The sequence below is a fragment of the Brucella sp. IR073 genome (assembly GCF_049065735.1).
Lineage (GTDB): Bacteria > Pseudomonadota > Alphaproteobacteria > Rhizobiales > Rhizobiaceae > Paramesorhizobium.
The window spans coordinates 228,637-246,667 of record NZ_JBAKHD010000002.1 but is presented as its reverse complement, the minus strand read 5'-3'; the positions used below and the strand labels follow the sequence as shown (position 1 = coordinate 246,667).

Sequence of the window (18,031 nt, the reverse complement as noted above, 5' to 3'; positions counted from 1 at the left end):
CTTTAGCAATCCGGGCAGATGATGATCTCCGAATTGATCGGCGAGAAATAGTAGGTCTCACCCAGCGGCAGGCCGCCATTGACAGATGCGATGTTGCGCAAGCCCCAGACGGTTATCGGCACATAGCTCAAGGCGACATCCACCTTGACAAGAAACATGCCCGCCACCCTGAACGAGGCGGGAATGGCGATCTGGCTGTCTTTTGCGTCGCGCGTGAGTTGCCCATTGGCATAAGACCACGCGACTGTGGCGGATGCATTCGACGAAGGGGTGGCCTCGACCTGAATGGCCGTTATCCTGATGCTCGGCGTGTCGCGGTTATAGGGATACATCGTCGCTTGGCCGATCTCGAGGATATCGTCGAGCTGGTTTTTCCTGATGACCGATTGCTGGGCGACGAGATTGGCGACGATGCCGGAGGTGCGGTTGACGTTCCGGCTCACCTCTATGCCCTGGCTCAGCTCCACCGCGCCCAGATAGATAAGAATGATCAGCGGCGCGACCAGCACAAATTCCACCGCCGCCACGCCTGATCGATCGCGCAGGAACCGGCTGAACCTTTCCGTCATTTTCATGGTTTGCCCCCTCTGGCCTGGTCCCGATACCTTAACTGTCGAGCGGGAAAGGCTCGTTCTGCCAGCTATTGGTCGCAAAGAGCGGCCAGGTCCCGTCGCCATTCGCGGCGCTCAGCTGCCGGCGCATGATGTCGGTCAGCAGCGGCCAGCGATAAAGCGCGTTGAGCTGGTTGATCGACAAGGCCTCGCCGGGATCGATCCTGTTGCCGAGGCTCAATTGCCCGGCCGCATTGACGATGCCGCTCTTCGGCACCGCCGCGAATGTCGAGTAGGATTGCAGATTGACGCTCAGCCCCGGGCAGCCGGAAGGAACCAGGATCTCGATCTGGTCGCAGATGAGCTTGTGCAGCTTGGTGCCCTCAACATCCGCCGCCCGTAATTCGCCGGTGCGCAATTGCCGGGCGACCCGGTCGACCGCGTTCGACAAAAGCTGCTGCCCCATGAAGCTGACGCAGACTTCGATGATCGAGAAGAGAAGCAGCAGGAAAGGAAGGATCAGAAACGAAAATTCGATCGCCGTCCCGCCCTTGCGGTCGCGCCTGAAGCGGCGCAGCAGCGCGATGAATCCTGATTGATGCGATTGCATTGTCCCCCGGCTCCCCACAACCTTAGCCCATGACCGCATCATAGGCGCGGACATGTTGCTTTCCCGTATGCGGAAGGGGGCAAATTGAAGGAAAAATCGTTACATCAGGTCAACCATATTAGTTGACCGCATCGTCACCCTGATAGGCGTCTTCGCAAAAGGGCGTGCAGGAGAGCGTCTGGACGGTGGCGCGGCGATAGACGCGGGTGACTTTGGTATCGTCCCGGCCGACGACGATCCAGCTGTCGAGAATGGCGCGGCCTTCCGCATCCATGGCGACGATATTGGTGACGCCGAAGCCCTTGCCGGTCAGCACGACGGTCTTGGAATCCTGCACCACCGCATCGGCGATTTTCGGATTGCCGATCACGACCGTATCCGCCGGCCGGGCGAGGCGGAGCACGCGCGCCTGATTGGTGAGAAGCTTGATGCCCTCATCGGCGGCGGCGGAACCCGCACTGGTAACGAACACCGTTAAAAGAACTAAGGCCGTCAGAAGGGCACGGCTCATCCCATATCGGCCTTTATGTAACACGTGGCTTCTCCCCGCCCTCAACAAATCCTTATCCATCCATGAGCCACATTGGTGAAGGAAGGTTTAAAAATCAGGCGCATGGCGCCCAATACTTCAAAACGGACGGAAAATATTTCCCTCGGATTAACCACATCAAATCAAGTCCCGCATTTACCTTTTCCTAAGGGTGTTTTTTAAGGCGATTGCAATCCGCTGCTCCTAGGTTGCGGCCATCCGATCAACGAGACCAGAACAACAAGTTGACGGAAGTGCTGTATCAACAAAGAGTTCAGGAGCCAAAATCATGAAGAATCTTCTCAAGCGCTTCGCCAAGGATGAATCCGGCGCAACCGCCATCGAATACGGCCTGATCGCCGCCCTCATTTCCGTCGCCATCATCGGCGGAGCCCAAGCTCTGGGCACCAGCCTCAATACGAGATTCGATGGTCTCGCCACCACGGTCACGACGCCGGCTGCGCCGACCGCCCCGAATACCAACGGCTAAGTTGCGTCAAAGGAACCGCCCGCCCCTCAGTCGGGCGGTTCGTTCGTCCAGGTTGAATTCAAAACAGAAAGCCGCACCCGATGACGATCCTCAAGCGCTATCTCCGTGATCAGTCCGGGAGCACTGCGATCGAATATTGCCTGATCGGTGCGCTTATCTCCCTCGCCATCCTGGCTGGGCTTTTGCAGCTTTCCGCTAATTTAGACGCGACGTTCCGCCTCCTCGGGGCGTTTATTACCGGCGAATAGAAACGAACGCTTGAGCGTACGCCGCCATGACCGAAGCAGCCATCCTCCTCATCTTCCCTTTCGCGATGGCCTTCGCGATGGTGTCCGACCTTCTGTCGATGACAATCCAGAACCGCGTGTCGCTCGTCCTCGTCGGCGCCTTCGCCATTCTCGCGCCGCTGACCGGCATGGCATTGGATGTCTACGCCATGCATTTCGTCGCCGGGCTTGCGGTCCTCGCGGCGACCTTCGGCCTTTTCGCCATCCGCGCCATGGGCGGGGGTGACGCCAAGCTGATGGCGGCGACGGCCGTCTGGCTCGGCTGGAGCGTCGATCTCGTCAATTATATCGTTATCGGTTCCATGCTCGGCGGCATGTTGACGCTGGCGATCCTCGCCTATCGCCGCTCGCCCTTGGCCGTTGTCGCGGGCCGTTTTGAATTCATGCACCGGCTTGCCCAAAAGGATGTCGGCATTCCCTATGGCATAGCGCTCGGCGCCGCCGGTCTTCTCACCTTTCCGCAATCTGCGCTCGGCCTGTGGATCCTCACGCGGCTTTCTTCGATCTCATAAGATTGCGTTAACCATAATTACACGATTCCCGCTGCATGGTGGCCTCGCGTAGGGTGCGTGGGGTGGGAATATGAAGTCAGCACGCTTGGTCATTCTGGCCGTCGCGGTTATTGCCGCTGCCGGGGCGGGCTATATCGCAATGGGCATGTCGGCGCCTGCGCCCGTTGTGGTCGAGGCGGCCGATGCGAGGCCGCAGATCGAATTGCGCGACGTGCTCGTCGCCACCGAGAATCTCGGCGTCGGCGCTGAGCTCTCCGGGCAGATGCGCTGGCAGTCCTGGCCCGCCGATGCGATCACCGAAGGCTATATCACCCGCGATGCCGAGCCGCAGGCGATGGAGGAGCTGAAGGGCTCTACTGTGCGCCTGCAGCTGATGACCGGCGAGCCCATCCGCAAGGCCAAGCTCATCGGCCCGGGCCAGAGCTTCATGTCGGCCATGCTGCCGCCGGGCATGCGCGCGGTCGCCACCCAGATTTCCGCCGACACCTCCGCCGGCGGCTTCATCCTGCCCAATGATTTCGTCGACGTCATCATGACCCGCAAGCAGGAAGGTTCAAGCGGCGAGCGCCGCTTTCTGACCGAGACGATCCTGGAAAACATCCGCGTCCTCGCGATCGACCAGAATATCCAGGAGGATGAGAAGGGCAACAAGGTGATCGTCGGCCAGACGGCGACACTGGAGCTGACCCCGCAGCAATCGGAAATCATCATCGTCGCCCAGCAAATGGCCGACCGCCTCAGCCTCGCGCTGCGCTCCGCGCATGACGCGCAGGAACCGGCGGAAAAGGAGGCCGACTATCTCGTATCCGCCCCCGGACGGCGCGGGACGGTGAAGCTCATCAAATCGGGAACCGTGACGGAAGTGGGGGCACGATGATTATGAATGGCAACCCGCTTTTGAGCGGCCTATTGATGAACGGTTGGCGTCTCCGCTTTCGGAAAATCTCCAGCGCGCTCTTCGCCGGCATGGTGCTTTTCGCTTCTGCTGCGGCCATTCCCTTGGAGGCCCACGCCCAAGCCAACATCGTCCAGCTCAGCCAGACCGGCGGCGCCAAGCGCATCAAGCTTGGTCTCAACAAATCCATCGTCATCGACCTGCCGCGCGATGCCTATGACATCCTCGTCGCCAATCCCGATGTCGCGGATGCGGTGACGCGCACGGCGCGGCGCATCTATCTGTTCGGCAAGCAGGTGGGGCAGACCAACATTTTCGTCTTCGGGCCGGGCGGCGAGCAGATCGCCAGCCTCGATCTCGAGATCGAGCGCGATGTCGCGGGCCTCAACCATTATCTCAAGAAATATATCCCCGGCTCGGACATCACCGTCGAGCTCATCAACGACAATGTGGTGCTGACGGGGACGGTGGAGACGCCGCAGGATTCGGCGAGAGCCGCCCAGCTCGCGGAACTCTTCGTGTCAGGTGGTGAGGCGACGACGGGACAATATAACAGCAGCCCCTCGGCGCAGACCGGCGGCGGCGGCATTTCGATTATCGACGGCTCGGATGAAGAGTCCCGCCGCACCAGCAAGATCGTCAACCTCATCAAGACCATCGGCGACGATCAGGTGACGCTGAAGGTGACGGTGGCGGAAGTCAGCCGCTCGGTCATGAAACAGCTCGGCGTCAACATGATCGGCTCGGGCAGCGCCGACGGCATCACCTATGGCGGCATTTCAGAAAATGTCGCCGCTCTCGCGGGTCAAGCCATCACCAATTCGGGCGGAATGATCTCGGGCCGTTTCGGCAGTGGCACCCTCAGCGCCTATTTGAACGCCATGGAACTGGCGGGCGTGATGAAGACGCTCGCCGAGCCGACGCTGACCGCCGTCTCGGGCGAGAAGGCGACTTTCAAGGTCGGCGGTGAATACAACATCATCACCGGCCAGGAGATCGAGGTCAACGAGAAGACCGGCGCGGAAAACCTCGTCACCAATCATGAGAAGATCGAGTACGGCATCGGCCTCGAATTCATGCCCGTGGTGCTCTCGCCCGGCCGCATCAGCCTCAAGGTCCGCACCTCCGTCTCCGAGCCCACGATGGAAGGCTCCATCGCCATGAGCGCCGGCGGCAGCCGCCCCGCCGGCAACATCCTGTCGCTGCGCAAGCGCCTCGCCGATACGACGGTGGAGCTGCCTTCCGGCGGCTCGATGATGATCGCGGGTCTCATCCGCGACGAGACGCGGCAGGCGATATCAGGCATGCCGGGATTATCGAAGATACCGGTCCTCGGCACGCTCTTCCGCAGCCGCGATTTCGTTCGCAACGAAAGCGAACTCGTCATCCTCGTCACGCCCTATCTGGTGCGCCCCGTGGCGCGCAACGCGCTGGCGCGGCCCGATGACAATTTCGCTCCGGCAAGCGATCCGGCGGGCTACATCCTCGGCCAGGTCAACCGCGTCTATGGCACCGGCAAAGCGCAGCTTCCGTCCGGCCGCTACCACGGCGTCGTCGGTTATATTTACAAGTGAGGGGGAAGAAGATGTTTCTGAAACGTTTGCGCTGCGACACCCCCCTCTGCCCTGCCGGGCCGGGCTCGCACCCTCCCTCCCCCTTGCGGGGAGGGTGGCCCGAAGGGTCGGGTGGGGGTGGTGACGCGTTCACCACGTTCTTCAGCAAAAGCGCACCCGTCACCACCCCCATCCGCCCGCTGACGCGGGCACCTTCCCCGCAAGGGGGAAGGAGGGTGCTCAACCGGCCCCGCAGGGCAGAGGGGGGGATTCACATGCGCCACGTTCTCGCCTTCACCGCCGCCCTCCTCCTCTCCGGTTGCGCCAGCAACCAGAACATGACGGTCGGCTCCATACCGGACGATTACCGCACCAATCATCCCATCACCATCGCCGAGCGCGAGCAGGTGGTGGATATACCCGTCCGCCATGGCGATACCAGGCTTTCCGCCAGCCAGCGCAGCATCGTTCAGAATGCGCTTCTCAATTACCGCGCCAATGGCTCCGGCATGGTCTACATCATGCTGCCCTCGGGATCCTATAATGAGGCGGCGGCTTATAGGCTGAGCACGCAGATCGCCAATGTACTGCGCAAGGGCGGGGTGCGTCCCGGCAATATTGCGACGGAGACCTACAAGGTCGCCTCGCCCGATGTCGGGCCCATCCGCATCACCTATTACGCCATGACCGCCGCCGCCGGTCCGTGCGGACGCTGGCCTGACGATCTGCTCAACACCGTCGAGAACAAGCATTATGCGAATTTCGGCTGTGCCAGCCAGAACAATCTCGCCGCGCAGATCGCCAATCCGGCCGATCTGCTTGGACCGCGCGCCCCCGGTGAAGTCGACGCGGCGCGGCGCGGCAATGTGATCGGCGATTATCAGGACAGGTCACAGAGCACCAGCTCCGTGTGGCAGGAATCGCGGGAGGTCGAGTATTGATGCACAATCTGGCCTATGAAACCGAAGAGACGGATGAAAATCCGGATTTCTATCTCCGGCAGGAGAACATCGCGCTCCTGCAATCGCTGCGGCCGATACCGCGCATTTCGATCCAGGCCTTTTGCGAGACCGATGGCGTCGCCAAGCCCATCGAGCGGGCGGGCGAGGATCGCCGCATGGCGAAGGCCCATCTCAAGGTGCATATGGGCGGCATCGCCACCGCGATCGAGTTCTATCAAAGCGCGCCGACGCCCAATCTGCTGATCGTCGAATCGACGGCCGAGCCGCGCGCGCTGCTCGACCAGCTGATGCGGCTTGCCGAAGTCTGCGATCCCACATCCAAGGTGATGGTCATCGGCCATTCCAATGATGTCTGGCTCTATCGCGAGCTGATCCGGCGCGGCATTTCCGAATATGTCGTGGCGCCTGTTTCGCTCGCCGACATCCTCGCCATCATCTCTTCCATCTTCGTTGCGCCGGAGGCGGAGCCGCTGGGCCGCTCGCTCGCCTTCATCGGCGCCAAGGGGGGCGTCGGCTCTTCCACCATCGCCCATAACGTCGCCTGGACGATTTCGAGCCGGTTCGGAAGCGATGTGGTCATCGCCGACATGGACCTTCCCTACGGCACCGCCAACATCAATTTCGATCAGGACCCGGCACAGGGCATTGCCGATGCGGTGTTCGCCCCCGAGCGGATCGACGAGGTCTATCTCGACCGCCTGCTGGCGCAATGCGCCGACCATTTGTCGCTGCTCGCCGCGCCCTCCATGCTCGACCGTCCGTTCGACTTCGGCGAGGATGCCTTCACCAATCTGATCGACGTCGCCCAGCGCACCGCGCCCCATGTCGTTCTCGACGTGCCGCATGGCTGGAACGGCTGGACGCGCACCACGCTCGCCCGCGCCGACGAGGTGGTGATCGTCGCCGCGCCCGACCTCGCCAATTTGCGCAACGCCAAGAATCTGATCGACACGCTGAAAGCCCTGCGACCCAACGATACGCCGCCGCGCCTGATTCTGAACCAGATCGGCGTGCCGAAGCGCCCGGAAATATCGCCCGCCGATTTTGCCGAGCCCCTGGGCGTCGAGCCGATAGGACTGATCGGTTTCGAGCCGCAGCTCTTCGGCAATGCCGCCAACAATGGCCGAATGCTGGGCGAGACAGACTCTTCCCACGCCATTACGGGCGTGATCGGCGACATCGCGCATATCCTGACCGGCCGGGTCGAGGTGCGAGCCAAAAAGAAGAGCGGCCTGACGAGCCTTCTCGAGCGCCTGTCACGCGGGAAGTAGGGCACGTTTTCGCGCGGCTAAAACAAAGATTCGGGTGGGAAGCATATGTTTGGCAGAAGAGGCAATGACGGTGTAAGGCAAACGGGACAGGCGCCCCGTCCCGCGCTTGCCCCTGCGATGGCCGTATCGCCAGCGCTCAGCCCCGCACAGGCGGCGGTGATCGAGCCGGGCAGCCTTTCCCAGCCGCCTCATCAGGTGCGCGCGCCTGCTCCCGTCGTCCCTGTCAGGGAGAAGGACGAGGGCTATTACACCACGAAAAGCCAGGTCTTCTCCGCGCTGATCGACACCATCGACCTGTCGCAGCTCTCCCGCATGGAGCCCGACGCGGCGCGGGAGGAAATCCGCGACATCGTCAACGACATCATCGCCATCAAGAATCTGGCCATGTCGATTTCCGAGCAGGAGGAACTGCTCGACGACATCTGCAACGATGTGCTGGGCTATGGCCCGCTGGAGCCGCTGCTGGCGCGGGACGACATTGCGGACATCATGGTCAACGGTCCGCGCAAGACCTATATCGAAGTCGACGGCAAGGTGCAGGAAACCGGCATCCGCTTTCGCGATAACCAGCAGCTTCTTAACATCTGCCAGCGCATCGTCAGCCAGGTGGGCCGCCGTGTCGATGAATCGAGCCCGATCTGCGACGCGCGCCTGCCGGACGGCTCGCGCGTCAATGTCATCGCCCCGCCGCTCGCCATCGACGGCGCGGTGCTGACCATCCGCAAGTTCAAGAAGGATAAGCTGACCCTCGACCAGCTTGTGCGTTTCGGCGCGATCTCGCCGCATGGCGCGGAAATTCTGCAGATCATCGGCCGCGTGCGCTGCAATGTCATCATCTCCGGCGGCACCGGCTCGGGCAAGACGACGCTGCTCAACTGCCTCACCCGCTATATCGATGCCGACGAGCGCATCATCACCTGCGAGGATTCGGCGGAACTGCAATTGCAGCAGCCGCATGTGGTGCGGCTGGAGACCCGCCCGCCCAATCTGGAAGGGGAGGGCGAGGTCACCATGCGCGATTTGGTCAAGAACTGCCTGCGCATGCGCCCCGAGCGCATCATCGTCGGCGAAGTGCGCGGGCCGGAAGTGTTCGACCTCCTGCAGGCGATGAACACCGGCCATGACGGCTCCATGGGCACCATTCACTCCAACAGCCCGCGCGAGTGCTTAAACCGCATCGAGGCGATGATTGCCATGGGCGGCTTCACGCTGCCGGCAAAGACCGTGCGCGAGATCATCGTCGGCTCGGTGGATGTCATTATCCAGGCCGCGCGCCTGCGCGACGGCTCGCGCCGCATCACCCACATCACTGAAGTGGTGGGCATGGAGGGCGATGTCATCATCACGCAGGATCTGCTCACCTACGACATCAAGGGCGAGGACGCGCAAGGCCGCATCATCGGCGAGCATGTCTCCACCGGTATCGGGCGCCCGGCTTTGTGGGAGCGCGCCCGCTATTATGGCGAGGAGCAGCGCCTCGCCGCTGCCCTCGACGCCATGGAAAAACGCGGCCAGCCATGAGCGGGAAGGGGCGCTGACGGATGTTCGGTTCGACACTTCTCTTCGCGCTGCTTGCCGCTGTCGCCGCGGCAGCGCTCGCCTATGGGCTGCTTTATGACAGGATCGCCGAGGGCAAGGCCCAGGAACGCAGGCTCAGCAGCGTCAAGCAATCGGCAACGACAGCGACAAGCAGGAAGGCCGCGCGCGACCGCGCAGCCGAAATCCAGAAGCGGCGAAAATCGCTGCAGGACAATCTGAAGGATCTGGAAGACCGGCAGAAGCTGCGCGAGAAAAACCAGAAATCGCCGCCCTTGCGCATTTTTCTGGCTCAGGCCGGGCTGAGCATGAGCGTCCAGCGCTTCTATCTTTTTTCGGCTGTCGCAGGGCTGGTCATCACGCTCGCCGCTCTCCTTCTCGGCGTGCCGCTGTGGCTTGCGCCCGGCGTGCTTCTGGCCGGTGGCGTCGGTCTGCCGCGATGGTTCGTCGGCCACCGGCGCAGCCGCCGCATCAAGGCGTTTCTGGAGGAGTTTCCGAACGCACTCGATGTCATCGTCCGCTCCGTGCGCTCCGGCCTGCCGCTCAATGACGGCTTGCGGCTGATCGCCAGCGAAGCGCGCGAGCCGGTACGGGCCGAGTTTCGCCGTGTCGTCGAAGCGCAGCAGATGGGCCTTTCGATTCCCGACGCGGTGGGCAAGATGCCGGATTCCATGCCCTGCCCGGAAGCCAATTTCTTCGCCATCGTCATCCAGATCCAGTCGCAGGCCGGCGGCAATCTTTCCGAAGCGTTGGGCAATCTCTCGCGCGTGCTGCGCGACCGCAAGAAGATGAAGGCCAAGGTGAGCGCGCTGTCGATGGAGGCGAAGGCCTCCGCCGCGATCATCGGCGCGCTGCCCTTCATCGTCACGGTCCTCATCTATCTCACGAGCCCGCAATATATCATGCTGCTTTTCACCGATGGGACAGGACACATGCTGCTCGCCATCTCCGGGGTGCTGATGCTGGCGGGCATATTGATCATGCGCAAAATGATCAATTTCGACATGTAGGGGATCGGCTCATGACACTGCTTACCCGCTTCGCCGACCCGCAATTTCTCGTTGCAGCATTTGTAAGTGTTGCCGTCTTTGCGACACTTTTATCCGTGTTGTTGCCACTCCTTAGCCAGAATCAACTGCGATCCCGCATGAAAACGGTGGCATTGGAGCGCGATGCGATCCGTATCCGCGAGCGCGCCCGGATGGTTGCCGAGGGCGAGAAGCGGCGCGGCCTGCGCCGCACCCAGAAGCAGGGCATCCGCGATTTCGTCGAGAAGCTCGACCTGAAGCGCGCCCTCGCCGATGAGAAAACCATCGCCGCCCTGCACAATGCCGGCTTCCGCGGCCAGAACCCGCTCAACGTCTTTCTGTTCCTGCGTTTCGTCCTGCCCTTCGCCGGTTTTCTGCTGACGGCGTTCTACATTTTCGGGCTCGGCCTCCTGGCGGACCAGCCCTTTTTCCTGCGCCTCATCGTCTGCATTCTCGGCGCCTATGCCGGGTTCTACGCGCCCAATCTCTATGTTTCGAACCGGGCCAGCAAGCGCAAGCAATCGATCCAGCGCGCCTGGCCCGACGCGCTCGATCTGATGCTGATCTGCGTGGAATCGGGCATGTCCACGGAATCCGCCTTCCGCAAGGTGGCGGAGGAAATCGGCATCCAGTCGGTGGAATTGGCGGAGGAATTCGTGCTGACCAATGCCGAGCTCTCCTTCCTGCCCGAGCGCCGGCAGGCCTATGAAAACCTCGCCAACCGCACGGGGCTGGAGCCGGTGAAGTCGGTTATGCAGGCCCTGATCCAGGCCGAACGCTACGGTACGCCCGTCGCGCAGGCGCTGCGCACCCTCTCTCAGGAAAGCCGCGACATGCGGCTGACCGAGGCGGAAAAGAAGGCCGCCGCGCTTCCGCCCAAGCTCACCGTACCGATGGTGATATTCTTCCTGCCGGTGCTCTTCATGGTCATCCTCGGCCCCGCCTTTATCCAGATCAGCGCACAGGGCGGGCTGTTCGGCAGGTAAGCCCTATTTTTTCGGCTTGTCCTTCAGCATATTCCACGAATTCTGCTGGGCCAGCATGGCGCGTAAATATTGAATGTTGGCTTCGGCCTGCTGCGGGGAAAGCTCGCGGCGGGCGATGGCCTCGGCTTCCTGGAAGCGGCCTTGCAGGCCCACCACCAGCGCCAGGTTCTGCCTGACGCGGCTATCGGCGCCGGGCGCCATGGCGGCGTTGCGCATGTAGGTTTCGGCGCTCTTCAAATCGCCGCTCAGCATGTGGGACATGCCGAAATTCGAGAGGATCGACGCCTCGTTCGGCTGGATTTCGAGCGCGCGGCGGTAGAGCGCGCGCGCGGCTTCGGACTGGCCCATCTGGTCGAGGATCGCCCCTTCGGCGGAGAGAAGCCTCCAGTCGGGATAGGCGGGCGTCTGCGCCCGCCGCACCGCATCGAGCGCCGCTTCCAGTTCGCCCGCGCTTGCCAGCGATTTGCCATAGGCGGCCAGCACCTGCCGGTCCTGCGGATAGGCAATCGCCAGCGCGCGCATCACCGCCAGCGCCTGGTCGTTGCGGCCCGTCATGGCAAGCACATTGGCATAGGCGAGCGCGACGGGCTTGTTCTTGGGGTCCTTCTGATATTGCAAGCCATAGCCGCGCACGGCTGCAGCCAGTTCGGCGCTGTTCATCTGCTCGACAGGACGCGCCGCCGAGCGGGAGATCGAGCCGGTCGTAGTCCGGTCCGTGGTGGTGCAGCCGGCAGCGCCCGCCGCAAGTAACATTGCCATTGCCGAAAAAACAAAACGGCCCCGCCTGGCCGCGCCGGTCGCCCTGATGCCCATTTCCCGCCGCTCCGAAACCGGTTCCGGCTTTTTGCCGCAAACCGCCCACATCATTCCCTCAACGAGAAATATTCTGTTAACCCTAACAGATGATTAAGAAACGGCGTGCTTGGGTGTATGCCGTTCTGGACTTCATCAGGAATAAAGGTCGCTTCCATGCCCGTTGACATCTCCGCCCAGAAAACTGCCGAAAGCCGCCCGGTCTGGCTGGTCACGAAAGACGGTTTCGACCGGCTGCCCTTGCCGGAACATGCCCTCGCATGGGCGCGCGCCAACGGCTTTACCGGGCAGGCGGGGCAGCTTCTCACCGTACCCGATGGTACCGGCGGCATTGCCTGCGCGCTGTTCGGCACCGAAAAGCCCGGCAAAGACGGCCAGTCGCGCCTGCTTCCGGGCAAGCTCGCGCGGAGCCTTCCGGAAGGCACATGGCATATCGAAGGCGCGGTGAAAGACGGCGATCTCCTGGCGCTCGCCTTCCTCATGGGCGGCTACAGCTTCGACCGTTATCGCAGCAAACCGGAGAAGGAAAATGTCGTTCTCGTTCTGCCCGAAGGCGTCGAGGAAGCCGAGACAAGGCGCGTCGCCGCAGGCGTCACGCTCGCCCGCGATCTCATCAACACCCCCGCCAACGATATGGGGCCGGAAGCGCTGGAGGAGGCCGCGCGCAAGCTCGCAGCCGCCCATGGCGCTGAAATCGCGGTGACGGTAGGGGAGGCGCTTCTGGACCGTAATTTCCCGATGATCCACGCCGTCGGCCGCGCGGGTGCTGAGGCACCAAGGCTTATCGACATTATCTGGGGCGACAAGGACCACCCGAAGGTCACGCTCGTCGGCAAGGGCGTCTGCTTCGATACCGGCGGTCTCGACATCAAGCCGGCGAGCGGCATGCTGCTGATGAAGAAGGACATGGGCGGCGCAGCCAATGTTTTGGGCCTTGCCCACATGATCATGGACGCTGGACTGCCCATCCGGCTGCGCGTGCTAATCCCGGCGGTGGAGAACGCCATCGCCGGCAACGCCTTCCGCCCCGGCGACATCCTGAAAAGCCGCAAGGGGATTACGGTCGAAATCGGCAACACTGATGCCGAAGGCCGGCTGGTTCTGGCCGACGCGCTGGCGCTCGCCGACGAGGAAGAGCCCGAGGTGCTCATCGACATGGCGACGCTGACCGGCGCCGCGCGCGTGGCACTGGGCCCCGACCTGCCGCCCTTCTACACCGACGATGACGGTTTTGCCGGAGATGTCGCCGAAGCCGCCCATGCCGTGGCCGATCCGGTCTGGCGCATGCCGCTCTGGACGCCCTATGAGAAGAAGCTTTCCTCCCGCGTTGCCGACATCAACAATGTAACGACCGATGGCTTCGCCGGCTCGGTGACGGCAGCGCTCTTCCTCAGGCGCTTCGTCGACAAGGCGCGCGCATGGAGCCATTTCGATATTTTCGGCTGGACGCCCGTGGAAAAGCCCGCCGCGCCCATCGGCGGCGAGGCGCAGGCGATACGCGCTCTTTACCATCTGTTGAAGCAGCGCTTTCCCACGGCATGACAGAGCTTGCGTGAAGCGGCGAAAGACGGTTGAATGATACGGAGCCGAAACGATATGGTTTCCCATGCCCGTCGAGCTGAAGCCGCTGCAGGCGCTGACATTGTTGAAGAGCGTGGCCCTCGCCGAAGTGCGCGACGAGATGCCCGACCTCACATGGCGGCAACTGGCGATATTGCTGACGATCTATCTGGAGCCGCCGCCCCATACGGTGCGGGGCCTTGCGGCGAAGCTCGGCGTGACCAAGCCCGTCATCACCCGCGCGCTCGACACGATGGGCGCGCTGGGCCTTGTCTCGCGGCATCGCGATGAGAAAGATCGCCGCAATGTGCTGATAAAGAGAACCGTAAGCGGCGCGCTCTATGTTGAGCGGCTGGGCGATTTGGTCATCGCCAAATCAAGGGAATTGCCATTATGAGTCTCGACCGTCGCCTCCACGCCCACCGCCCCGACCTTGCCGATATAAGGCTGAAGGGCCGGGTGGAGGCGGAGCGCTTCACTGAGGGCCGGCCCATGCGCGTGGCCGTGCCAGTGGTGGACTTACGCGGCAGGCCAAGCCTCGAGAGCGGCCCGCAGACCCAGCTTCTCCTCGGCGATGACGTCATGGTCTTCGACGAGGCGGATGGCTGGTGTTGGGTGCAGGCGGTGCGCGACGACTATGTCGGCTATGTTATGAATTCCGCGCTTGAGGAAATACGCGGCGAGCCGACTCATGTGGTGAACGTGCCCCGCACCTTCGTCTATCCCGGGGCGGATTTGCGCTTTCCCCACACAAGCTCGCTGTCGCTCGGCTCCGGCGTGACAATCGTGGGCGAGGCGGAGACGCGCGGAACGCGGTACTCTCTTCTTGAAAACGGCGATGCGGTCATCGCCCGTCACCTTTCGCCTGCCGGTCAATATGCCGAGGATTATGTCGCGGTCGCTGAAACCCTGCTTCACACGCCCTATCTCTGGGGGGGCACATCCGGCTTCGGCATCGATTGCTCCGGTCTGGTGCAACTCTCCATGCGCATGGCGGGCAGGGACGTGCTACGCGACAGCGATATGCAGGCCCCGACCATCGGGACAGTGATCGAGCCAGACGCCGATTATGGCAATCTGAAGCGCGGCGATCTCGTTTTCTGGAAAGGTCATGTGGCGATTGCGGCGGATAAAAGCACGCTCATCCACGCCAGCGGCCATACCATGACCGTCACCTATGAGCCGCTGCGCGAGGCGATAGAGCGGATCGCGTATCTTTATGAATATCCGACCGTGGTGAGAAGGCCGGGGCAGGATAGGAGTGGAGTAACTGAAACGGCAGCGCTCCACGTCGCCCTCGCGATGCCGTCAAAACATGAGCCGCCCTAACCCCTCTCTGGCAACACCCGGTCCGGCGGCCTATGCCCGTCCACGAAAGCGCGGATGTTGATGATCACCCGGTCGCCCATGTCAGTGCGGCCCTCGATGGTGGCGGAGCTCATATGGGGGAGGATCACCACCTTGCCCTCGGCCGCGAGGCGGGCGAGGCGGGGGTCGATGGTCGGCTCGTGCTCGAAGACGTCGAGGCCGGCGCCCGCCAGCTTGCCCTGCTCGATCTGCTCGATCAACGCGTTCTCGTCGATGATCTGGCCGCGCGCGGTGTTGACGAGATAGGCGGTCGGCTGCATCAGCGCGATGCGCCGCGCCGAGAGCAGGTGGAAGGTCGCGGGCGTCGACGGGCAGTTGACCGAGATGATGTCCATGCGCGCCAGCATCTGGTCGAGGCTCTCCCAATAGGTGGCCTCCAGCTCCTCCTCGACGCGCGGGCTGACGCGGTGCCGGTTGTGATAATGGATCGACAGGCCGAACGCCTTGGCGCGCCGCGCCACGGCCGTACCGATGCGGCCCATGCCAATAATGCCGAGGCGTTTGCCCCAGATGCGGCGGCCCAGCATCCATGTCGGCGACCAGCCCGGCCATTTGCCGGTTTCGCTGAGCACGTTCACCCCTTCCACCAGACGGCGCGGTGCAGCGAGGATCAGCGCCATGGTCATGTCGGCGGCATCCTCGTTGAGCACATTCGGCGTGTTGGTCACCATGATGCCGCGTCTGGCCGCAGCGGCGACGTCGATATTATCGACGCCATTACCGAAATTGGCGATGAGCTTTAGATTCGGCCCGGCCTCATCGATGACGGACGCATCGATGACATCGCGGATGGTCGGCACGAGGACGTCGGCCTCCTTCATCGCGGCGATGATTTCGTCTCTGGACATGGGGTGGTCGTCAATATTCAGCCTGGCGTCGAAAAGCTCGCGCATGCGCGTCTCGACCGGATCGGGAAGCTTCCGCGTGATGACGACCAAAGGCTTCTTTCTTGTCGGCATGTCCACCTCTTGAATCCGGGCCGTCCCGCCCCTCACATGCGCCCGGCGAGCCCTCAGGCTTTTCGGACAATATCATGCATAAAACAATGACAGAGCCTTATTGGCTCCTTGATGTCAGCTATTAAGCTCTCTTTAACCAATCAAGTTGAGGCCTCCTTAACTACGGAGGGTGCAGACTATCATCCTGTCTACCAAGGCGGCGCGCCAAAGACAAAGAAAAACAGGGGCCGGCACCATCGCCGGAACGACACCCGAAAAGACGTGACGGCAGAACCGGCGAGGACGGATTTGTACAAGGATTTTAAGCTGCGTTCCCCCTTCTTCCTGGCGGGGGCTGTTTTCCTGTTTCTGATGGGCGTACCGCTCGCCAGTCCCGGCGATTACCACGCCGCGGCTGCGGACCCCGCCCCCGGCACCGTGCTGGGGCCGAGCGGCCTGCCTTTGCCGCGCTTTGTCAGCCTGAAGCCCAGCAAGGTGAACTTGCGCATCGGGCCGGGGCGTCAATATGCCGTCTCCTGGCTGTTTCAGAAATCCGGCCTGCCGGTCGAAATCATCCAGGAATATGACAATTGGCGCCGCATCCGCGATGCCGATGGCGCGGAGGGCTGGGTCTACCAGTCGCTGCTGTCAGGCAAGCGCACCGGCATCGTCGCGCCGTGGAAGAAGGACGACCCGAAGACGCTTATGAACTTGTATTCAGGCCCGAGCGAGACCTCGAACCTCGTCGCGCGCGTCGAGCCGGGCGTGATCGGCACCTTGAACGAATGCGACGGCGAGTGGTGCGAATTCAAGATAGAGCGAGTCAGCGGCTGGATAAGACAGCGCGAGCTCTGGGGCGCTTATCCAGGGGAGCAGTTCGACTAATCCAGATATTGTTTCTGGATAGGAGCCCAGATTTCCGGGGGAACGCCGAGAAGGGTGCGCAGGCGATCCGGCGTTTTATCGCCGTCGAAATCGGTGTTTACCAGTACCGTCAGCCGGCTCTCCAGCGACTGCCCGCCCGCCTTCTCCATCGCCATGTTCACCGCGTCCCAGAAGGCGACGCCCTTGGTGTAGAATGCGCCGATGCCGGCCATCTGATCACCGGTCTCATCCACACGGCTTGAAATGGCGACGAGACCTTCGGGAAAGGCTTTTGCCCCTTCCTTGAAGCGTTCAAATAAAGCCTTAGCCCCCGCCGCATCATGCGTCACTGCGAGAACAGCACGTATGGCGAAATAGCTTGCAAGGCTTTCCTCCATCCAGACCGGACGTTTCCGCCCTGTCGCGGCGAACTGATGCATGGCTTCATGCAATGGCACGTAAAGCCGCATCGCTTTGCCGAAAGGCTCCGGCGTGTCGCTTGCGAGATAATTGACCAGAAGCAGTCCGTCGCCTTGCGCACCCCCCAGCGAAAGAAGCTTTTTCGGCACGCCGAGCCAGAGAACGGAAAAACGCATGGGCCCGTCGGAAGGAACCCGGTCCCGCAGCCAGCGAAGACCGGCGAGGTGTTCGGCCATATCCGGCACACGGGAGCGAGCGGCAGGGTTGTCGAAAAAGTAAACCAGCTTGATTTGATCAGCGGTGCGCGTTTCCGCAGGATTTACACCGAGCAGTACGAACAGCGGTGGCTTGCCGGCCGGTGGCAGGGGCAGGCCATCTTTGGCGGCAGGAAAGTTCTGACCCGGTGGCAGGCTCAGCTTCTCAGGACCCGCGTCGTCGAGGCGAGGGAGCGATGACGCTTCGGACAGCAGAACGCCATTTGTCATCGAAAGGCTTCGCTGGGCATTTGCCGGTTCTGCGCCCGATGGTTCGAGCGGCACTTTCCAGCTGACGTTCCGGCATTCGGCTGGAACCTTCCATCGGCCTTTTCCAGCCGCTACAAGCGGTTTGCCGTCACAAGATGGTGCTTCGACCTGCGGCGCAATGCCGAACCGCGCGCCGCGCAAGACGAGCGACGTGACGGGAGCTTTAGCCGGACGCTCGACACTAATTTCCAGTTCGTTTGTTTTCGCAGATTGCTGGACGGTGTAGGTCGTCGCGGCAAGCGCCGTCTGCGCGATAACGGCGAACAAGCCGGACAGGCCTCCGCGCCGCCAGAGAGAATGCTGACGTTTCCAGTCCCGATCCATTCCGGCTGCT

General features: G+C 62.3%; 19 protein-coding genes and 1 pseudogene. 14 read left to right on the top strand and 6 right to left on the bottom strand.

The annotated features are described in order from the left end of the window. Positions 1 to 2: 2 nt before the first annotated feature. The 3 genes from ACOWVG_RS04955 to ACOWVG_RS04945 all read right to left on the bottom strand — a co-directional run bounded on the left by ACOWVG_RS04955 (position 3) and on the right by ACOWVG_RS04945 (position 1,672). Positions 3 to 575: a TadE/TadG family type IV pilus assembly protein gene (locus ACOWVG_RS04955; protein WP_420960396.1), complete on the bottom strand. Its 573-nt coding sequence runs from the start codon at positions 573 to 575 to the stop codon at positions 3 to 5. Between the two features lie 31 nt (positions 576 to 606). Continuing rightward, on the bottom strand, positions 607 to 1,161 hold the full coding sequence (locus tag ACOWVG_RS04950; protein WP_420960395.1) for a TadE/TadG family type IV pilus assembly protein: 555 nt from the start codon (positions 1,159 to 1,161) through the stop codon (positions 607 to 609). Between the two features lie 118 nt (positions 1,162 to 1,279). Further along, a complete protein-coding gene (locus ACOWVG_RS04945) occupies positions 1,280 to 1,672 on the bottom strand; it encodes a pilus assembly protein N-terminal domain-containing protein (protein WP_420960394.1) in 393 nt (130 codons plus the stop codon). Between the two features lie 307 nt (positions 1,673 to 1,979). Between ACOWVG_RS04945 and ACOWVG_RS04940 the strand changes: the two genes are divergently transcribed. From ACOWVG_RS04940 to ACOWVG_RS04895, 10 genes are all read left to right on the top strand, one after another. Beyond that, positions 1,980 to 2,180, top strand: a complete 201-nt coding sequence (locus ACOWVG_RS04940) for a Flp family type IVb pilin (RefSeq protein WP_420960393.1) — start codon at positions 1,980 to 1,982, stop codon at positions 2,178 to 2,180. An 80-nt stretch (positions 2,181 to 2,260) separates the two neighbouring features. Beyond that, entirely contained in the window at positions 2,261 to 2,428 is a 168-nt protein-coding gene (locus tag ACOWVG_RS04935) for a Flp family type IVb pilin (protein WP_420960392.1), read from the top strand. Positions 2,429 to 2,454: 26 nt separating this feature from the next. Beyond that, positions 2,455 to 2,979, top strand: a complete 525-nt coding sequence (locus ACOWVG_RS04930) for an A24 family peptidase (protein ID WP_420960391.1) — start codon at positions 2,455 to 2,457, stop codon at positions 2,977 to 2,979. 70 nt (positions 2,980 to 3,049) lie between these two features. Further along, on the top strand, positions 3,050 to 3,856 hold the full coding sequence (cpaB, locus tag ACOWVG_RS04925) for a Flp pilus assembly protein CpaB (RefSeq protein WP_420960389.1): 807 nt from the start codon (positions 3,050 to 3,052) through the stop codon (positions 3,854 to 3,856). Continuing rightward, positions 3,853 to 5,448: a type II and III secretion system protein family protein gene (locus ACOWVG_RS04920; RefSeq protein ID WP_420960388.1), complete on the top strand. Its 1,596-nt coding sequence runs from the start codon at positions 3,853 to 3,855 to the stop codon at positions 5,446 to 5,448. The genes cpaB and ACOWVG_RS04920 overlap by 4 nt, the downstream gene beginning before the upstream one ends. Before the next feature lie 254 nt (positions 5,449 to 5,702). After that, the gene (locus ACOWVG_RS04915) at positions 5,703 to 6,368 is read left to right on the top strand and encodes a CpaD family pilus assembly protein (RefSeq protein ID WP_420960387.1); all 666 of its coding nucleotides are present in this window, start codon (positions 5,703 to 5,705) and stop codon (positions 6,366 to 6,368) included. Next, positions 6,368 to 7,660, top strand: a complete 1,293-nt coding sequence (locus tag ACOWVG_RS04910) for an AAA family ATPase (protein ID WP_420960785.1) — start codon at positions 6,368 to 6,370, stop codon at positions 7,658 to 7,660. Before ACOWVG_RS04915 ends, ACOWVG_RS04910 begins: the two co-directional genes overlap by 1 nt. A gap of 45 nt (positions 7,661 to 7,705) precedes the next feature. Beyond that, positions 7,706 to 9,181 carry a CpaF family protein gene (locus ACOWVG_RS04905; RefSeq protein ID WP_420960386.1) on the top strand — a complete coding sequence of 492 codons (1,476 nt, stop codon included), beginning with the start codon at positions 7,706 to 7,708 and terminating at the stop codon, positions 9,179 to 9,181. A 20-nt stretch (positions 9,182 to 9,201) separates the two neighbouring features. Continuing rightward, on the top strand, positions 9,202 to 10,206 hold the full coding sequence (locus ACOWVG_RS04900) for a type II secretion system F family protein (RefSeq protein ID WP_420960385.1): 1,005 nt from the start codon (positions 9,202 to 9,204) through the stop codon (positions 10,204 to 10,206). An 11-nt stretch (positions 10,207 to 10,217) separates the two neighbouring features. Continuing rightward, entirely contained in the window at positions 10,218 to 11,210 is a 993-nt protein-coding gene (locus ACOWVG_RS04895; protein WP_420960384.1) for a type II secretion system F family protein, read from the top strand. 3 nt (positions 11,211 to 11,213) lie between these two features. Here ACOWVG_RS04895 and ACOWVG_RS04890 read toward each other — a convergent pair whose 3' ends face one another. Continuing rightward, on the bottom strand, positions 11,214 to 11,969 hold the full coding sequence (locus ACOWVG_RS04890) for a tetratricopeptide repeat protein (protein WP_420960383.1): 756 nt from the start codon (positions 11,967 to 11,969) through the stop codon (positions 11,214 to 11,216). Between the two features lie 210 nt (positions 11,970 to 12,179). On the opposite strand from ACOWVG_RS04890, the gene ACOWVG_RS04885 reads away from it, so the two are divergent. From ACOWVG_RS04885 to ACOWVG_RS04875, 3 genes and pseudogenes are all read left to right on the top strand, one after another. After that, positions 12,180 to 13,565 carry a leucyl aminopeptidase family protein gene (locus ACOWVG_RS04885; protein ID WP_420960382.1) on the top strand — a complete coding sequence of 462 codons (1,386 nt, stop codon included), beginning with the start codon at positions 12,180 to 12,182 and terminating at the stop codon, positions 13,563 to 13,565. 64 nt (positions 13,566 to 13,629) lie between these two features. After that, positions 13,630 to 13,980 carry a MarR family transcriptional regulator gene (locus tag ACOWVG_RS04880; RefSeq protein ID WP_420960381.1) on the top strand — a complete coding sequence of 117 codons (351 nt, stop codon included), beginning with the start codon at positions 13,630 to 13,632 and terminating at the stop codon, positions 13,978 to 13,980. Then, positions 13,977 to 14,831, top strand: a pseudogene (locus tag ACOWVG_RS04875) (NlpC/P60 family protein); the annotation flags it as partial. The gene ACOWVG_RS04880 and the pseudogene ACOWVG_RS04875, both read left to right, overlap by 4 nt. A gap of 77 nt (positions 14,832 to 14,908) precedes the next feature. Here ACOWVG_RS04875 and ACOWVG_RS04870 read toward each other — a convergent pair. Then, entirely contained in the window at positions 14,909 to 15,910 is a 1,002-nt protein-coding gene (locus tag ACOWVG_RS04870; protein WP_420960380.1) for a 2-hydroxyacid dehydrogenase, read from the bottom strand. Between the two features lie 288 nt (positions 15,911 to 16,198). Between ACOWVG_RS04870 and ACOWVG_RS04865 the strand changes: the two genes are divergently transcribed. Next, positions 16,199 to 16,774, top strand: coding sequence for an SH3 domain-containing protein (locus ACOWVG_RS04865; RefSeq protein ID WP_420960379.1), 576 nt, complete (start codon positions 16,199 to 16,201; stop codon positions 16,772 to 16,774). Here the strand turns inward: ACOWVG_RS04865 and ACOWVG_RS04860 are convergent. Next, positions 16,771 to 18,021 (bottom strand): hypothetical protein, encoded by a 1,251-nt coding sequence (locus tag ACOWVG_RS04860; RefSeq protein WP_420960378.1) that lies wholly within the window; start codon positions 18,019 to 18,021, stop codon positions 16,771 to 16,773. The genes ACOWVG_RS04865 and ACOWVG_RS04860 overlap by 4 nt on opposite strands. Positions 18,022 to 18,031 lie beyond the last annotated feature (10 nt).